15 protein-coding genes are annotated in these 15747 nt (G+C 41.8%); 7 read left to right on the forward strand and 8 right to left on the reverse strand.

All coding sequences use genetic code 11. The features are described from left to right. The first annotated feature begins 39 nt into the window (after positions 1 to 39). The 4 genes from L4C37_RS00565 (at position 40) to L4C37_RS00580 (ending at position 5217) form a co-directional block, all read left to right on the forward strand. The gene (locus L4C37_RS00565) at positions 40 to 1605 is read left to right on the forward strand and encodes a GGDEF domain-containing protein (RefSeq protein WP_372264972.1); all 1566 of its coding nucleotides are present in this window, start codon (positions 40 to 42) and stop codon (positions 1603 to 1605) included. Between the two features lie 305 nt (positions 1606 to 1910). Beyond that, positions 1911 to 3266, forward strand: coding sequence for a nucleotide 5'-monophosphate nucleosidase PpnN (gene ppnN / locus L4C37_RS00570; RefSeq protein WP_137373522.1), 1356 nt, complete (start codon positions 1911 to 1913; stop codon positions 3264 to 3266). A 226-nt stretch (positions 3267 to 3492) separates the two neighbouring features. Next, positions 3493 to 4266, forward strand: a complete 774-nt coding sequence (gene xni / locus L4C37_RS00575) for a flap endonuclease Xni (RefSeq protein ID WP_137373621.1) — start codon at positions 3493 to 3495, stop codon at positions 4264 to 4266. Between the two features lie 186 nt (positions 4267 to 4452). Next, positions 4453 to 5217, forward strand: a complete 765-nt coding sequence (locus L4C37_RS00580; RefSeq protein WP_273294766.1) for a DNA/RNA non-specific endonuclease — start codon at positions 4453 to 4455, stop codon at positions 5215 to 5217. 100 nt (positions 5218 to 5317) lie between these two features. On the opposite strand, the gene rlmM is transcribed toward L4C37_RS00580, so the two are convergent. The 8 genes from rlmM to pomA form a co-directional block, all read right to left on the reverse strand. Further along, positions 5318 to 6409 carry a 23S rRNA (cytidine(2498)-2'-O)-methyltransferase RlmM gene (gene rlmM, locus L4C37_RS00585; protein WP_137373520.1) on the reverse strand — a complete coding sequence of 364 codons (1092 nt, stop codon included), beginning with the start codon at positions 6407 to 6409 and terminating at the stop codon, positions 5318 to 5320. Further along, on the reverse strand, positions 6406 to 6804 hold the full coding sequence (locus tag L4C37_RS00590; RefSeq protein ID WP_273294763.1) for a DUF423 domain-containing protein: 399 nt from the start codon (positions 6802 to 6804) through the stop codon (positions 6406 to 6408). Before L4C37_RS00590 ends, rlmM begins: the two co-directional genes overlap by 4 nt. Next, the gene (locus L4C37_RS00595) at positions 6794 to 7459 is read right to left on the reverse strand and encodes an alpha/beta fold hydrolase (protein WP_429767616.1); all 666 of its coding nucleotides are present in this window, start codon (positions 7457 to 7459) and stop codon (positions 6794 to 6796) included. The genes L4C37_RS00590 and L4C37_RS00595 overlap by 11 nt, the downstream gene beginning before the upstream one ends. Further along, positions 7452 to 8378 (reverse strand): transcriptional regulator GcvA, encoded by a 927-nt coding sequence (locus L4C37_RS00600; RefSeq protein ID WP_429767617.1) that lies wholly within the window; start codon positions 8376 to 8378, stop codon positions 7452 to 7454. Before L4C37_RS00600 ends, L4C37_RS00595 begins: the two co-directional genes overlap by 8 nt. 67 nt (positions 8379 to 8445) lie before the next feature. After that, the gene (locus L4C37_RS00605) at positions 8446 to 8613 is read right to left on the reverse strand and encodes a hypothetical protein (RefSeq protein WP_290346858.1); all 168 of its coding nucleotides are present in this window, start codon (positions 8611 to 8613) and stop codon (positions 8446 to 8448) included. 185 nt (positions 8614 to 8798) lie between these two features. Further along, positions 8799 to 10247: a tRNA uracil 4-sulfurtransferase ThiI gene (thiI, locus tag L4C37_RS00610; protein WP_429767618.1), complete on the reverse strand. Its 1449-nt coding sequence runs from the start codon at positions 10245 to 10247 to the stop codon at positions 8799 to 8801. Between the two features lie 359 nt (positions 10248 to 10606). Further along, a complete protein-coding gene (locus L4C37_RS00615) occupies positions 10607 to 11548 on the reverse strand; it encodes a flagellar motor protein MotB (protein WP_137373516.1) in 942 nt (313 codons plus the stop codon). A gap of 11 nt (positions 11549 to 11559) precedes the next feature. Then, positions 11560 to 12324, reverse strand: coding sequence for a flagellar motor protein PomA (pomA, locus tag L4C37_RS00620; protein WP_137373515.1), 765 nt, complete (start codon positions 12322 to 12324; stop codon positions 11560 to 11562). Between the two features lie 299 nt (positions 12325 to 12623). Here pomA and xseB point away from each other — a divergent pair, with 299 nt between their 5' ends. Genes xseB through dxs form a run of 3 tightly spaced genes read left to right on the forward strand, consistent with a single transcriptional unit; the run spans position 12624 to position 15674 of the window. Next, entirely contained in the window at positions 12624 to 12866 is a 243-nt protein-coding gene (gene xseB, locus L4C37_RS00625) for an exodeoxyribonuclease VII small subunit (protein WP_429767619.1), read from the forward strand. A 19-nt stretch (positions 12867 to 12885) separates the two neighbouring features. Beyond that, entirely contained in the window at positions 12886 to 13770 is an 885-nt protein-coding gene (gene ispA / locus L4C37_RS00630; protein ID WP_429767620.1) for a (2E,6E)-farnesyl diphosphate synthase, read from the forward strand. A gap of 20 nt (positions 13771 to 13790) precedes the next feature. Next, complete coding sequence (gene dxs / locus L4C37_RS00635; RefSeq protein WP_429767621.1) at positions 13791 to 15674, forward strand: 1-deoxy-D-xylulose-5-phosphate synthase; 1884 nt, start codon at positions 13791 to 13793, stop codon at positions 15672 to 15674. The last annotated feature ends 73 nt before the right edge of the window (positions 15675 to 15747 follow it).

Consider the following 15747-nt stretch of genomic DNA (forward strand, 5'->3'; position numbering starts at 1 on the left):
AGATCGTAATTGATCTATGCGGTAATAGTTTATTAATTTATGGGTATGCTCGAACAAGACATTCAAGCTCAACTTCACCTACTGAAATCTCAGTTAGAACAGGTGCGTTTGACACAACGAGATACATCGTTCAAATTTAAACGAGAACAAAAAGTTCTTAAGCGCATAGTTGCATCTTTAAGTGGTGCTTGCATTGGCAATAACCAGCACCTTGATGAAAACCTGACGGCACTTAGGGAAGAGCTAGAAAAACAAAAAGATATCAGCTCAATGATCCCGCGTCTTGCAGTCATAGAAAGGATGCTCAAGCAAAAAACGTTGGCTATGGAAAAACAGACCGGATATCTAGACGAAAGCATAAAACACAGCGGTGAAACACTTCAGCGCATAACTGGGCTACCCGCTCAATTAAAGCGAGACTTACGCAATTTACTGAGTTTTTCAGAGAGCAATGGCAGCCAGAAGGTTGACCACGCAATGAAGTTGCTGGGTATCTATGAACGTGCCATTAAGATTATGGCCACCAATTCTAAAGCTAACTTTGCCGACTCAGATAATTCTCCGGAACAAGAATTACTTTCCGCACTCGCTGACGAACTCCAGCACTTAATTACTGAACTTGATTTTGAAGGCGAGTCTGGTGATGTTTTAATAGATATTAGAGCAAAGCTTTTACTTGGCGTATCCACACAAAATTTATTTGAATTAACTCTACAAGTCCTAAAGCTCGTCATTGAAGGGACAAACCTAGAACGTAAAACATCTGAACAGTTCATTGAACAACTCAACGCATCCTTATCTTCAAGTATCAAAACCGCAGACCAAAATGCAGACCAAAGCCAAAGCTATTTCGAGCACCGCCAGAATCTGAATAATGAGCTTGGTGAGTTAGTCGTAAAAAGCCAAGCCTCTGTTGATAACTCAAAAGATCTCGACACACTAAAAACCTCGATTAACCCTCTACTCAGTGAACTCGCTTCATTATCTGAAAGATTAAATCACGCAGAAGAAAGGGAACAAATTCTGATCGAACGAATGAATTACGGCAAAAATCAGCTTGGTACACTTTACGAAGTGACCCAAGATTATCGTCGTCGTTTAGAAGATCAAGCTAAGCGAATGCTGCTTGACCCTCTAACTAAGGTCTATAACCGTACCGCTCTGACGGATCGTTTAGAGTTAGAGTATCGTCGTTGGATCCGTTCTCAACACTCGCTACGAGTCGTGCTTTTAGATATTGATAACTTCAAAGCGATCAATGATAGTTTCGGTTACACCGCTGGCGATAAAGCACTAAAAATTATCGCTCGTACTATCACAAAAGAAGCAGGTGATACCGACACGGTTGCTCGTTTCTCTGGTGAGGAGTTTGTTTTACTGGTGCCGGAACAAAGTGATGAATATTGCCACCAGCTCATTCAAAACATTCAAGCTCAGGTAAGCCGCTTACCATTTAAGTTCCGCGACCAGCAAATTACGATCACACTGTGTGCTGCTAGTACCCAATTCAAAGAATCCGATACTCCTGAAGAAGTATTAGAACGAATGAATAAGACATTAAATAAAGCGAAAAAGCGCGGTACTAACCAGTTGGTTTGGCACTAATTTATTGGCTTATTAATTTACCTTCAATAATTCAAATACTTATCACATAACAAACCCTCAAATCTTTGCTAAGCTAATGGTTAACATTTGCTTAACAGGCAAATCTAAATGTAATGCATAGCTTCATGCAGACATGTCATTTTCTTTGAAGGCAAAGCAAACTGATTCTTTTGATTTAATCATAATTAATTGTTTTCCGTTTTCTACATTCCTCTAAAAGCGTTCCAATGCTTTGCTTTCTCATCATATGAATTAGCGCCCGTCACAAATACTATGGCCTGATTCAGATTTTATTAGGAGGCATTATGATTACTCATATCAGCCCAGCAGGCAGCATGGATTTGCTTTCTCAACTTGAAGTTGAGCGTCTTAAAAAAACTGCATCCAGTGACCTTTACCAACTGTATCGTAACTGTACTCTCGCAGTGCTTAATTCAGGCAGCCATACTGACAACTCCAAAGAGTTACTCGATAAATATCAATCATTTGATGTAGAAGTAGTTCGACGAGAGCGTGGAATAAAGCTTGAACTCAGCAATCCACCAGAGCACGCATTTGTTGATGGTGAGATCATTAAAGGTATCCAAGAGCACCTATTCTCAGTACTTCGAGATATTGTGTATGTGAATATGCACCTTGCAGATAACCAAAGGTTAAACCCTACCAACGCTACACATATCACCAACTTAGTCTTTGGCATTTTAAGAAATGCTAGAGCTCTGACTCCAGGTATTGAACCCAACCTTGTAGTCTGTTGGGGTGGTCACTCAATTAATGCAACCGAGTATCAATATACTCGCGAAGTTGGCAATGAAATGGGGCTCCGGGAGCTCAACATATGCACAGGCTGTGGTCCTGGAGCAATGGAAGGACCAATGAAAGGGGCGGCTATTGGGCATGCTAAACAGCGCTATACTCAACATAGATACTTAGGGCTAACTGAACCTTCAATTATTGCTGCTGAGCCGCCTAACCCTATTGTTAATGAGCTGGTGATCATGCCCGACATCGAAAAACGTCTTGAGGCTTTTGTACGTATGGCTCATGGCATTGTGATTTTCCCAGGAGGACCAGGTACAGCAGAAGAGCTACTTTATATCCTTGGGATCATGATGCATCCGAAAAATGCAGACCAACCTATGCCAATCGTATTAACGGGCTCAAAAGAAAGCGAAGCTTACTTCCGTTCGATTGACAAATTCATTGCAGAAACCTTAGGTGAAGAAGCTCAGAAACATTACGAGATTGTCATTGATGACCCTGCACGCGCGGCAAAAATCATGAAGCAAGCGATGCCAAATGTACGCTCTCACCGTAAAGAGACTGGTGATGCTTATAGCTACAACTGGTCTTTACATATTGAACCTGAATTCCAGATGCCATTTGATCCAACTCATGAGTCTATGGCTGCGCTCGACCTACATATGGATCAAAAAGCGGAAGATCTGGCGGCGAATTTACGTAAAGCATTCTCTGGTATTGTCGCTGGTAATGTAAAAGCAGAAGGTATTTTAGAAATAGAACAACATGGTCCATTCATCATAGATGGCGATAAAGCACTGATGACAAAAATGGACAAACTGCTTAATGACTTTGTAGATCAACATCGAATGAAACTGCCTGGCGGTAGCGACTATGTGCCTTGCTATAAAATTGCTTAGGTTTTTGAAACTAAAAGTTATTGAGTGAAAGGTTATTAAACCAAGAGGTAATTAATCAGATAGGTGATTGAACCGAAAGATTTTTGTCTAAATGGTATAAGTAAAACCAGAATGGCAATGGATAAAAAGCCACACACACGTCACTGACATTTCAACTGACTAAACGATGCGTTACTATAAGGGGCGAATTGATAAGCCCCTTATTTATTACCTTTACTGGAAACGTATGTCTATCCACCTTGTTATTATCGATGCTTTAAACCTCATCCGACGCGTACACTCTGCTCAGCCGGATCCAGCCGATATCGCAAGAACTATTACGACTACCAATCGCACACTATCTAGAATTTTATCGGAATCTCAACCTACGCATATCATTGCTGTTTTTGACCATCACCTACAAGATCGTGGCTGGCGAGCCGAGCTGCTACCGACTTATAAACAAAACCGTAAACCCATGCCAACACCTTTAATGGAAGGGTTAGATGCCATTCAACAAGCTTGGTGGGAACTAGGAATTGACTCATTACTTTCCGATGGTGATGAAGCTGACGACTTGGTTGCAACACTCGCAAAAAAAGTCGCTGACCACGGCGAAACTGTGACCATTATTTCTACAGATAAGGGTTACTGCCAATTACTCTCTCCTACTCTGCAAATTCGCGATTACTTCCAGCATCGCTGGTTAGATAAACCATTCATTGAAAGTGAGTTTGGTGTTAAACCTGAACAATTATCTGACTATTGGGGGCTAACTGGAGTCAGCTCTAGCCAAGTGCCTGGCATCCCCGGCGTGGGTCCAAAAGCAGCAAAAGAAATTCTAACTGCCTATAACGACATTGAAGAAGCCTATCAAGCCGATGACTTACCTAAGAAATACCGTAAGAAGTTTGATGAGCACATTGAATCTGCACGTGTATGCAAAAAGATCTCAGCTCTGAAAACCGATATAGAATTAGGCTTTAACCTGCAAGATCTCCGCTATAACGAACCTCAGTAACGAAGGCAAGAAAAACGGAAATCAGCCAGTTTAAATGTTAATGAAACCTGTTGTGTTCTCCGTTGCATTCACAAAACTTTGCATTGTTGAATCAATACCTTACCTAGTATTGATTAACTTTCAACCACCGTCACAGTCTTACTGACAAAAGTATTTATTTTCGTAGCTCCCAATAAGGAGCAACACATGAAAAAAATACTATTACTCTCATTAACTACCCTTCTAGTCAGCTTTTCTTCTTTATCTTCTGCAGAAAGTGAAGCTTGCGGTCAGCACCTGGTAAAAGGCACACCATCTGAAACCTCAGACCAAATATTATGTAGATCTGGGTATGCAGTTGGTTATAACTATGACACTAAAAATGCAGACTGGGTTGCCTATCACATCACCGCAGAAAGTGTGAATGCAAAGTTCAAACGCAGTAACCGCTTCAAAGCAGACCAAGAACTACCAGAGTATGCTCAATCAACGTTAAGCGACTACTCCAAATCAGGCTATGACCGTGGACATTTAGCGCCTTCTGCCGCTATGGATTTTTCTCAAGAATCTATGCAATCTAGCTTTTTGCTCAGTAACATGTCACCACAACTTCCCGGCTTTAACCGCGTGGGCTGGCGATTACTGGAAGAGCACGTTCGAGATCTTGCCAATGAATATCAAGAGCTTTACGTAGTAACAGGTCCTATTTATGAAGGAAACGAAGCAACGATTGGCAATGGGGTAGTTATCCCAAGTGCATTCTACAAAGTTATCCTAGACCCCTACTACAATGATGCGATTGCATTTATTGTCCCACACAGAGATGTATCGGGTTCTGAGTTAGTTAATTTTGTAACGACTATTGATGAAGTAGAACAGCGCACTAATTTAGACTTCTTCTCTGCAACTGCAGACGGCACAGAAACAACGATGGAAGCAATGCTTTGGGAGATGTGGCCAACACCGGAATAACCGAATGTTTCAGTCTCGTTTAAAGCCGTTTATTTTAGAATATTAAGTATAAAAAACGCTCCTAAAAAGGAGCGTTTCTATTATCGATTTATTAACCGTTTTAGTGCGGAGAAATATTCGATAGAGACTGAATGTGAACCGTAATTTCTTCACGGTCATGATAAAGGTGCTTAGCTTGCATCTTAAACTTCACGCCATTCTCAATTAAGAAGACTTTCAAGTTTTCGATATCTTGAAGTACTTCATCGTAACGACCTTTCATAGGAAGCTTCAGGTTAAATAGGGCTTCTTTTGCCCAACCTTTAATGATCCATTCTCCCATAAGGTGAGCAACTCGAGCTGGTTTCTCAACCATGTCACAAACAATCCAAGTTACGTTCTTACGATCTGGTTCAAACTTAAAACCATCAACCATGTGGTGTTTAATCTGGCCCGTTTCCATCAAACTATCAGCCATCATGCCGTTATCAACACAGTGAACGAACATTGAACGCTTCACCAGTTGGTAAGTCCAACCGCCAGGGCAAGCGCCCAAATCGACACCCCACATACCCGGAGCTAAACGCTCATCCCACTCATCACGAGGAATAAATACATGGAAAGCTTCTTCTAGCTTCAATGTAGAACGGCTTGGAGAGTCTGAAGGGAACTTCAAACGAGGAATACCCATAAAGAACTGAGAGTTGTTTGTTGGGTAGGAGTAACCAATAAAGCAATGACCCGGTGCAATAAAGCACACGTGAAGCACAGGCTTCTTAACATTGTCTTTTGACGTCATAAGACCTTTACCGCGTAATGCTTGACGCATAGGCACTGTAAACTTACGACAGAATTTCAAAAGCTCTTTCGCTTCATTCGTATCTGGTGTTTCAATGCGAATATCACCACAACGAGGGAAGTTATCTTTTGTAGAAAGCGCTTCTAAAATTGGGGAGATACGATCTTCACTTGGTAGATCTTTAATTTCAACAGCAACTGCAATCATTTGACGAGCAAAAATCAGAGACTGAAAATCAACACCTTTAACCAGTTTATCGGCTTCGCCAGCTTGATAACATTCGAACAAAACAAAACCCGTATTGTTCTTTAAGCGAGGAAAACCAAACACTTCAAGTTGTGTTGCTTTGTCTTGAATTTCGCCAGCACATTCTTTTTCAAAACCAGAGCGACAATAGAGTAGTACGTGTTTCACTTAGTTACCTCATTTATATTCAAAGCAGCAAAGGAGAAAGCTCCCCAACCGATAATAAATAGTAGCCCACCCAGTGGAGTGATGGGACCAAACCATTTAATTCCTGTTAAAGCGAGCGCATAAAGGCTACCACTAAAACAAAGGATGCCGATGATAAAGCAAATCGCGGCAATGAAAAAATATTTTTGTGATTTTAAGCCAAGTTTCAATTGGAGTAAGATGCCACAGGCTAAAATAGCCAGCGTATGAATGAACTGATACTGAACACCCGTTTCAAACACACCAAGTAAATATTCAGATAACTGCCCTTTCAATGCATGCGCAGCAAAAGCACCAAAAATGACAGCTACCATTGCTGAAAGCCCAGAAAATATAAGCAGTGCCTTACTTTTCATCCAACACCTCTTTGATAAAAGTAGAAAGCAACTCAACCGTCAGCGCTATATTCTTCTGTTCTGTATACCCTGAGCTTTTACGAGGCTTAAAGCTATGATCACCATCAGGGATAAATGAGACTTTGATTGAATCTGATAAGTTAAATTCTGCAAACTCTTCGCGCTTACCAAAGGTGTCTCGCTCTCCTTGCAGGATTAAACAAGGCTTTTGCACTTCAGCTAAGTGCTCACCTTTGTATTTTTCCGGTTTACCTGGGGGATGAAACGGAAACCCTAAACACGCGACACCTGCAACTTTGTCATACTCCGATAGATGGCTCGCCATACGCCCCCCCATAGATTTACCACCAATAACCACACTCGTTACTGATAACTCATCAATCACATGCTGGTAGGCTTCCAGTAGCTTAGGCGCTCTATCTGGTGGGCGACGCTTGCCGTCTTCCGCACGTTTAATCATATATGGGAAGTTAAAGCGAATAACCCGTATTCCCTTAAAAGATAACCCTTTCGCAACGGATTCCATAAATTCATGGTCCATTCCCGCTCCAGCCCCATGAGCAAAGATAAAGGTATAAGGATACTTCTCACCATCAATAAGCAAACTGGAAGCTTTCTCTACTGCCGACAGCGTATCAACTGACACATTACTCATGCTCACTTCCTGTTTCATCCAATAAATCCTCTTGCTCACTCTGAGCTTTCGCTAACATCCAATCTCGGAATGTCGCTATTCTGCCCATATCAGCCTGTTTTTCATGGCACACGACATAAAACGCATTCTTGCTAACAAGAACCTCATCGAAAGGAGCAATTAAACGACCCGCTTCAATTTCAGGTTGTGCCAGTACGTTGTTGCCTAGTGCAATCCCCTGCCCGTGAGCTGCAGCTTGCAGTACCATAGTAGAATGACTGAAGATAGGACCATGGTTCACATTGACCCCATCAATGAAATTCTGCTTAGCAAATTGTTTCCAATCTTTTCGAGATGTATCGTGCAATAACGTATGACATGCTAAGTCAGTTAGGGATTCTAATGGTTTTGCTCCTAGTAATACTGATGGCGCGCATAATGGTATCAAGTACTCTTGGTACAGTTTATCGGCTCTTAAACTTGGCCAATTACCCCGACCATAATAGATAGCAACATCCACATCGTCCGTAAGCGAGCCTTCATCCATATCAACCGCTTTAATTCTTACATCAATATCAGGTTCTTGCTGATTAAAATCCGCTAATCTCGGAACTAGCCATTGAATAGCAAAACTAGGCGGTAAACTTATGGTTAATGCGCCTTTCTCACTGCGTTCAAGTACCTTATCGGTAGCCTCAGCAAGGGATGTGAAGATATCTTTGATATCAAGAAAATAGCTTTGCCCTTCTTCCGTTAATAATAAAGAACGGTTTCGACGGCGAAATAACTTTAAAGCTAAGAATTCTTCCAACGCTTTTATTTGGTGGCTAACTGCCGCCTGCGTAACAAAAAGCTCTTCCGCTGCACGAGTAAAACTTAAATGACGTGCCGCCGCTTCAAACACTCTCAAGGAGTTTAATGGGGGTAATCTACGAGACATGGCTACTCTCTACTAAAGCATTAGTTTTTTTCATCTGAAACATTATAAATTGTCCATTGTCTAGCGGCTAGAGAAATTCTATATTTCGTTTCGCAGCGCTAGCCTGAACGGCTTGATTCTCTCTAGAATCAATTGGCTTAGTTGTTGCGATGTTGTGTTTGCAAACTCGAACTTTTCGAGTTGGGTAGAGTTCTACCAAGTGTTTCGTTACAGCTAATCCAATGTAACGAGGCATCTACTTCCTGTTTATTTTGACCTGTCTGTCAAATTTCTTTACACCGCCTATATGGCGGTGTTTTTTTATGGAAGAAAACAAATTTAACAGCACATAGGTGCCCATAAATTTTCTTATTCAAATAAAAAAGCCGCTTACCCATGTAAGCGGCTTTTCAAATCACATCTGCGATTCAGGTAAGTTACCTAAGGGCGGTAAACCTTCACATTGTGGAAGCCTTGCTCTTGCAGGTAAAGCGCTTGTAAGCGGCTCATCACGCCACGGTCACAATACAGTAAGTATTCTTTACCTTGGTCAAGATCACCAAACTGAGTCGCAAGCTTATAGAATGGAAGATGTTTTACTTCTACGCCATCAATTTCTAATGGGCTGTCATCTTCTTCATCTGGGCTACGAATATCCAGCACAACAGCATGCTCAGCGACCGCTTGAACTTGTTCAACTTCAGGCGCCTGCTCTTGGCTTTCTTTTTCAATATCACGGATATCCATCACACGAGCATTTTCAATCACTTGATCAAGGACTTCGAAATTGAATTTTGCTTCTTCTGCTTCCAGTTTGCCTTTCTTCGCTTTTACCGTCGGCTTCTTAGAAATCACACCACAGTATTCCGGCATTACTTTCGCGAAGTCTTCAGTGCCAATAATACGAGACAAATCGATAATGTCTTCTTTATCCCAGTTAATCAAAGGACGAAGAATTAAAGTATCTGTCACATTGTCGATATGGCGTAAGTTCGTCAACGTTTGGCTAGACACCTGACCAAGCGCTTCACCAGTGACTAATGCTTCAATACCAAAACGCTCTGCAACCATGCCACCAGCACGCATAAACATACGTTTCAGTACCACACCCATTTGACCGTCTTCTACATTTTCTAGAATCTCAGCCACTACAGGTTCAAAATCTATAGAAACAAACTTCACCTTTGCCGATGAGCCGTATTTATTCCATAGGTAATGAGCAACTTGCTTAACGCCAATCTCGTGAGCTGGCCCACCAAGATTGAAGAAACAGTAATGCACTTTAGAGCCACGCTTAATATGTAGGTAACTTGAAACACCAGAGTCAAAGCCACCAGAGATCAAACTAAGCAGATCTTCTTGAGTACCAAGAGGGAAACCACCTAAACCTTTATGGCGAGCCAATACTTGATTTAGTTTGTCGTTAGCTATTTCAACTTTAACGGTTACGTCTGGGTTCTTCAGTCTTACTTTTGCAGACTCAACCGCTTGGTTTAAGCCACCACCAACATAGCGCTCTAATTCAATCGATGTGAATTCATGCTTACCACGACGCTTAGCACGAACTGAGAAAGTTTTACCTTCGATATCAGCACGGCTGCGCTCTAAAACTTGCTCGTAAATATCGTGCAGGTCTTTAAATTCTGATTGTTGAACTTCAAGCGAGTGATGAATACCCGGAGTGTGAGTTAATGCCTCTAACACTTCAGGGTAAAACTTATCACTTTCAGATGTGACTTCAATGTGATCACGACGGTTGAATACCGCAACGCCTTCAGCCTTGCGCTGAATAACATTTCGGATATTGCATTCTAGAATCCTTGTGAAGCGCTTACGCACCGACTCACTTTTTACAAAAATTTCCGGATGGGGCTTAACAATAAATTTCATAATACTTTCACAACAATAAGGTTCACAATTTTAGAAGGTCCATCGTTAAGTGAAGCGTTTTTAACACGGCACTTAAAGCAGAATAGATCATTATCTAAATCTAAGGGCGCGAATTATACATGAGAACCAGATTCAAAGAAAAGACTACCGCCTTTCTGCTTAAAAATACTCCTTCAGATCTGATGCATTTTCCAAACAATTCAATAAATAAAACACGGCGCACTGATAATAAAAAAGCCTGAGGCTATGACACCTCAGGCTTTTCTGTTTCTGCTATGAACCGTTTTAGCTAGAAGCGTTCTATATTAAATAGAACTAATAAGAATTCTGCAGAGCTAATGCTATTTAAGCAGGACACATTAAAGCGCTGGCACTTCTTCGCTAAACAAAGGTTCACCTTGCATAATGCTGATTTCAACACGGCGGTTTAAACTACGCTGAGCTTCAGTATCATTAGGTTCAACTGGCTCTGTATCCGCCATGCCTCTCACACGTAAACGCTGATGTGAGAAACCACGAACTTTTTCCATTTCTTGAGCAACAGACACAGCGCGCTGCGAAGATAAATCCCAATTAGAACGATAAAGTTCAGAGTCTAAACGCTGGTTATCGGTGTGCCCTGAAATTCTAACAATCCCCGGAACATCTTTAACAAGTTCCGCGACTTGCCTTACTAGGGGGCGAAACTTAGGTTGTAGAAACGCAGACCCTGATGGAAATGCACCTTTTTCACGAATACGAATCACAATTTGCTGACCTAAGTTTTCAACTTCGATCGCCCCTTGGTCAATCTCTCGCTCTAAAGCTTTTTTAATGCTCTCCATTAAGGTTTCCATTTCTTGAGATTGTGCTTCAGCTTGTTGCTGTTGCATCTCAGATTCGGAGTTTTGATTATTCTGAGTCGACGTATCTGGTGATTGACCACCAGTCAATTTACCTTGGTCACGTTTAGTGCCGCCAGCTCTGTCTGATTCTCCCTCATGAAACTCAAGGGTTTGCTGAGTAATATCAATCGTCTGCTGCATGATGACATCAATAGGCGTTGGCTCAGGACGACCTGGTCTAAACTCCTGGGCAATAATACTGGTGCCTTTAGGAATATCTTTTACTTCCAGCTTATTCTGCACACCAAAAGCAAATTTCATTGAACCTGCAATTTGTTTGAATTTCAGTACATCCATTTCTGAGAATGAAAGTAGTAATACAAAGAAACACATTAGCAGTGACATTAAATCAGCAAATGTTCCCATCCATAAAGGAAGACCGGGAGGGGGACATTTACAGGGAACTTCTTCTTCCATTGTGAATATCCTTAGTCTGCTTCGCCATCAAGAATTCGTTTACCTTCATTTAGGTAGTTTTTCAAATAGCCATCAATGACTCGAGGGTTTTGACCATCTTGGATAGCGAGGACTCCATCCATAATTAAGCGGCGGTTCAGTGTTTCTTGATCTCGGCGTAAGGCTAGTTTGTCGGCAATAGGAAAGAACACCATGTTTGAAAGCACAGCGCCGTATAGTGTTGTTAAAAGTGCTACCGCCATTGCTGGACCAATTGATTTTGGATCATCCATATTTGAAAGCATGGCAACAAGACCAACCAAAGTACCAATCATTCCCATTGCAGGGGAAACATCACCAAATGCACTGAATACTTTACCGCCTTGCTCATGACGCTCATCGGTAAGCGCGATATCTTTTTGTAAAGCCGCTCGAACGACATCAGCATCATGACCATCAACCAACAGATCGATGCCCTTCTGCATAAAACTGTTGGTAATTTCCATCTCTTCCAATGCAAGGAAACCGCCTTTACGAGCGGCATCTGCCATTTCAACCACTTTAGCAATCAATTCTTCAGGCGCATCAGCTTTAAACATGAATGCCTTGCCTGCAATTTTTGCAGCTCCAAAAAACTGGCCCATAGTGAATTTCATTAATACAACAAAAGTAGAACCACCTACCACGATCAGTAACGAAGTCGTGTCATAGAACATGCCTAGGCTTCCACCTAAGATCATCGCCATGATTACAAAGGCAAATCCACCAATCAAACCTAATAGGGTTGCTAAATCCACTGAGCACTCCTCATGCTGTTTATCTTTCTACTTTTAGAATAATCTTGTTATCGGCAAGATCATAAGATCTTTAAGTAAATTCTTGGTCTAAGTATCACACTTTTCTGTTCTAACACCAGCAATTGCTCGGCATTTGGACTCATATCTTCCTCCTGTGACTCTACGAGAGTTAACCAAGCTTTGCGACCATAAGTGTAGACCGTCTGAAAACAAACTTTCTGACAAATTTTATTGGTTAAATTTGACCAACTCTACGCCCTAAGGTAACGTTCGTTCATCTTTCCCAACGCAGAATTATTATGGCGACTAAGAAACCGGAAAATATGACCTTCGAGGCTGCAATTGAAGAGCTTGATGGCTTGGTTGATCAACTAGAAAATGGTGATCTAGCTTTAGATGATGCGCTGAAAAAATTTGAGCGTGGTATTTCTCTCGCTCGTGCTGGTCAAAGTAAACTAAATGATGCCGAGCAGCGCGTCAGTATCTTGCTGCAAAATAATGAAAACGCAGAACTTAGTGACTTTAACCCACAACCAGAATAATTATTGTATGAGACCCTCTATGATTGAGACTTTATCGTCTTATCAAGCACGTAATAATGCTCAACTAAACCTTTGGCTAAATCGCCTCCCTCACCAAAATTTAGATCTCATTAACGCAATGCGCTATGGGCTATTGCTTGGTGGAAAACGTGCTCGTCCTTTCCTTGTATACATGACTGGTGAAATGCTTGGGTGCAGTAGCGAAGAGCTGGATACTCCAGCCTCTGCGATTGAATGCATTCATGCCTACTCCCTCATTCATGATGATTTACCAGCGATGGATGACGATGAGTTACGCCGCGGACATCAAACATGTCACATAAAATTTGATGAAGCGACAGCTATCTTAACGGGCGATGCCTTACAAACGTTAGCATTTACTATTCTTGCTGAAGGTGAACTCAGTTCTGCAGGTGAAAGTTGCCGAGTTAAAATGATCCAAAATTTGGCTCAAGCTTCTGGTGCTCAGGGCATGTGCTTAGGGCAATCTCTTGACCTTGCTGCTGAAAACCGAACGGTCTCTCTTACCGAATTAGAAGAAATCCACAGGAATAAAACCGGTGCTTTATTAAAGTGTGCAATTCGTTTAGGCGCATTATCTGCCGGTAAAAAAGGATTAGATCTGTTACCTCAACTTGATAAATTTGCAGACGCTATAGGGCTCGCTTTTCAAGTTCAGGACGATATTTTGGATATCATTAGTGATACTGAAACATTAGGCAAACCACAAGGTTCAGACCTAGAATTAAACAAGAGTACTTATCCTTCTTTGTTAGGTTTAGAGGGTGCTCAAGAAAAAGCACAAACTCTGTTACATGAAGCACTTCAAGCTTTGGACATGATCCCCTACAATACTCAGTCACTCGAAGAGTTCGCCCGATACGTCATCGAGCGCAAGAACTAAGATTATAAGCGCGCATTACTATGACTCTTGATATTTCAAAGTACCCAACACTTGCTTTGGCTAATAAGCCAGAGGATTTGCGTCTACTTCCAAAAGAGACGCTACCGCAACTCTGTGATGAACTGAGATCCTATTTACTGAATTCTGTGAGCCAATCAAGTGGCCACTTAGCATCAGGTTTAGGCACAGTGGAGCTAACTGTCGCATTACATTATGTTTATAACACACCATTTGACCAATTAGTGTGGGATGTGGGTCACCAAGCATACCCGCATAAAATCTTGACTGGTCGTCGTGATAAATTGGCTACGATTCGTCAAAAAGGTGGATTACACCCATTTCCTTGGCGCGAAGAAAGTGAATACGACACATTGTCTGTAGGTCACTCTTCTACTTCTATCAGTGCTGCGCTTGGGATGGCGATCAGCGCTGAGAAAGAAGGTCAGAACCGTAAAGTCGTAAGTGTTATCGGTGATGGCGCTATTACTGCGGGCATGGCATTTGAAGCAATGAACCATGCTGGTGACATTCACAACGATATGCTTGTCGTACTGAATGACAATGAAATGTCTATTTCAGAGAATGTTGGCGCGTTAAATAACCACTTAGCTCAAGTCCTTTCTGGCAGCCTTTATACCTCGATCCGTGAAGGTGGAAAAAAGGTGTTATCAGGTGTACCACCAATTAAAGAACTGGTTCGTCGCACTGAAGAGCATCTGAAGGGTATGGTTGTACCTGGCACTATGTTCGAAGAACTTGGCTTTAACTACATTGGTCCTGTTGATGGTCACGATGTTAATGAGCTAATCAAAACATTGAAGAACATGAGAGATTTAAAAGGTCCTCAATTTCTTCATATCATGACGAAAAAAGGCAAAGGCTACGAGCCTGCAGAAAAAGATCCTATTGGCTACCATGGCGTACCGAAATTTGATCCTGCACACTCAAGCTTGCCTAAGAGTACAAGCTCAAAGCCGACTTTTTCTAAGATCTTCGGTGACTTCCTTTGTGACATGGCAGCTCAAGATCCAAAGCTAATGGCAATTACACCAGCCATGCGTGAAGGTTCTGGAATGGTTCGCTTCTCTAAAGAGTACCCTAACCAGTACTTTGATGTTGCTATCGCAGAACAACACGCTGTGACCCTAGCAACAGGTATGGCGATTTCTGGCGATAAACCAATTGTCGCGATTTACTCAACATTCCTACAACGTGGTTATGATCAACTGATCCATGATGTGGCGATTATGGATTTACCCGTAATGTTCGCCATTGATCGCGCAGGTCTTGTTGGGGCAGACGGGCAAACTCACCAAGGTGCTTTTGATTTAAGCTTTATGCGCTGTATTCCAAATATGGTCATCATGGCGCCAAGTGATGAAAATGAATGCCGCCAGATGCTGTATACCGGTCACCAACATACTGGTCCAAGTGCCGTTCGTTACCCTAGGGGTAATGGTATGGGCACTGAAATCCAAAGTGAATTTACTGCTCTAGAGATTGGTAAGGGACGGATTGTACGTCAAAGTAATAAAGTTAAGGATGGTCAGAAAGTCGCAATTCTTAGCTTTGGTACTTTCCTTGAAAGTGCTCTAGAAGCAGCTGAATCTATCGATGCAACAGTCGCGGATATGCGATTTGTTAAGCCACTCGATGAAGCGCTTATTCAGTCTTTAGCAGCAGAGCATGATGTGCTAGTGACTATAGAAGAAAATGCCATTGCCGGTGGTGCAGGTTCCGGTGTTGTGGAATTCTTAATGCAAGAAAAACAGCCTATGCCAGTGCTGAATTTAGGCTTACCAGATAAGTTTATATCTCAAGGGACTCAAGGCGAGCTTCACGAAGAGCTAGGTTTAGATGTGAAAGGCATTCTTAATTCAATCACTACTTATGTATCTAAGTAAGCTAAGTAGCTGATATTACTTAAAGCTAAAAACAAAAAGGTTGACCAAATGGTCAACCTTTTTTAATGGGAAA

Source organism: Vibrio kagoshimensis (genome assembly GCF_050337535.1).
GTDB classification, from domain to species: Bacteria; Pseudomonadota; Gammaproteobacteria; order Enterobacterales; family Vibrionaceae; genus Vibrio; species Vibrio gallaecicus.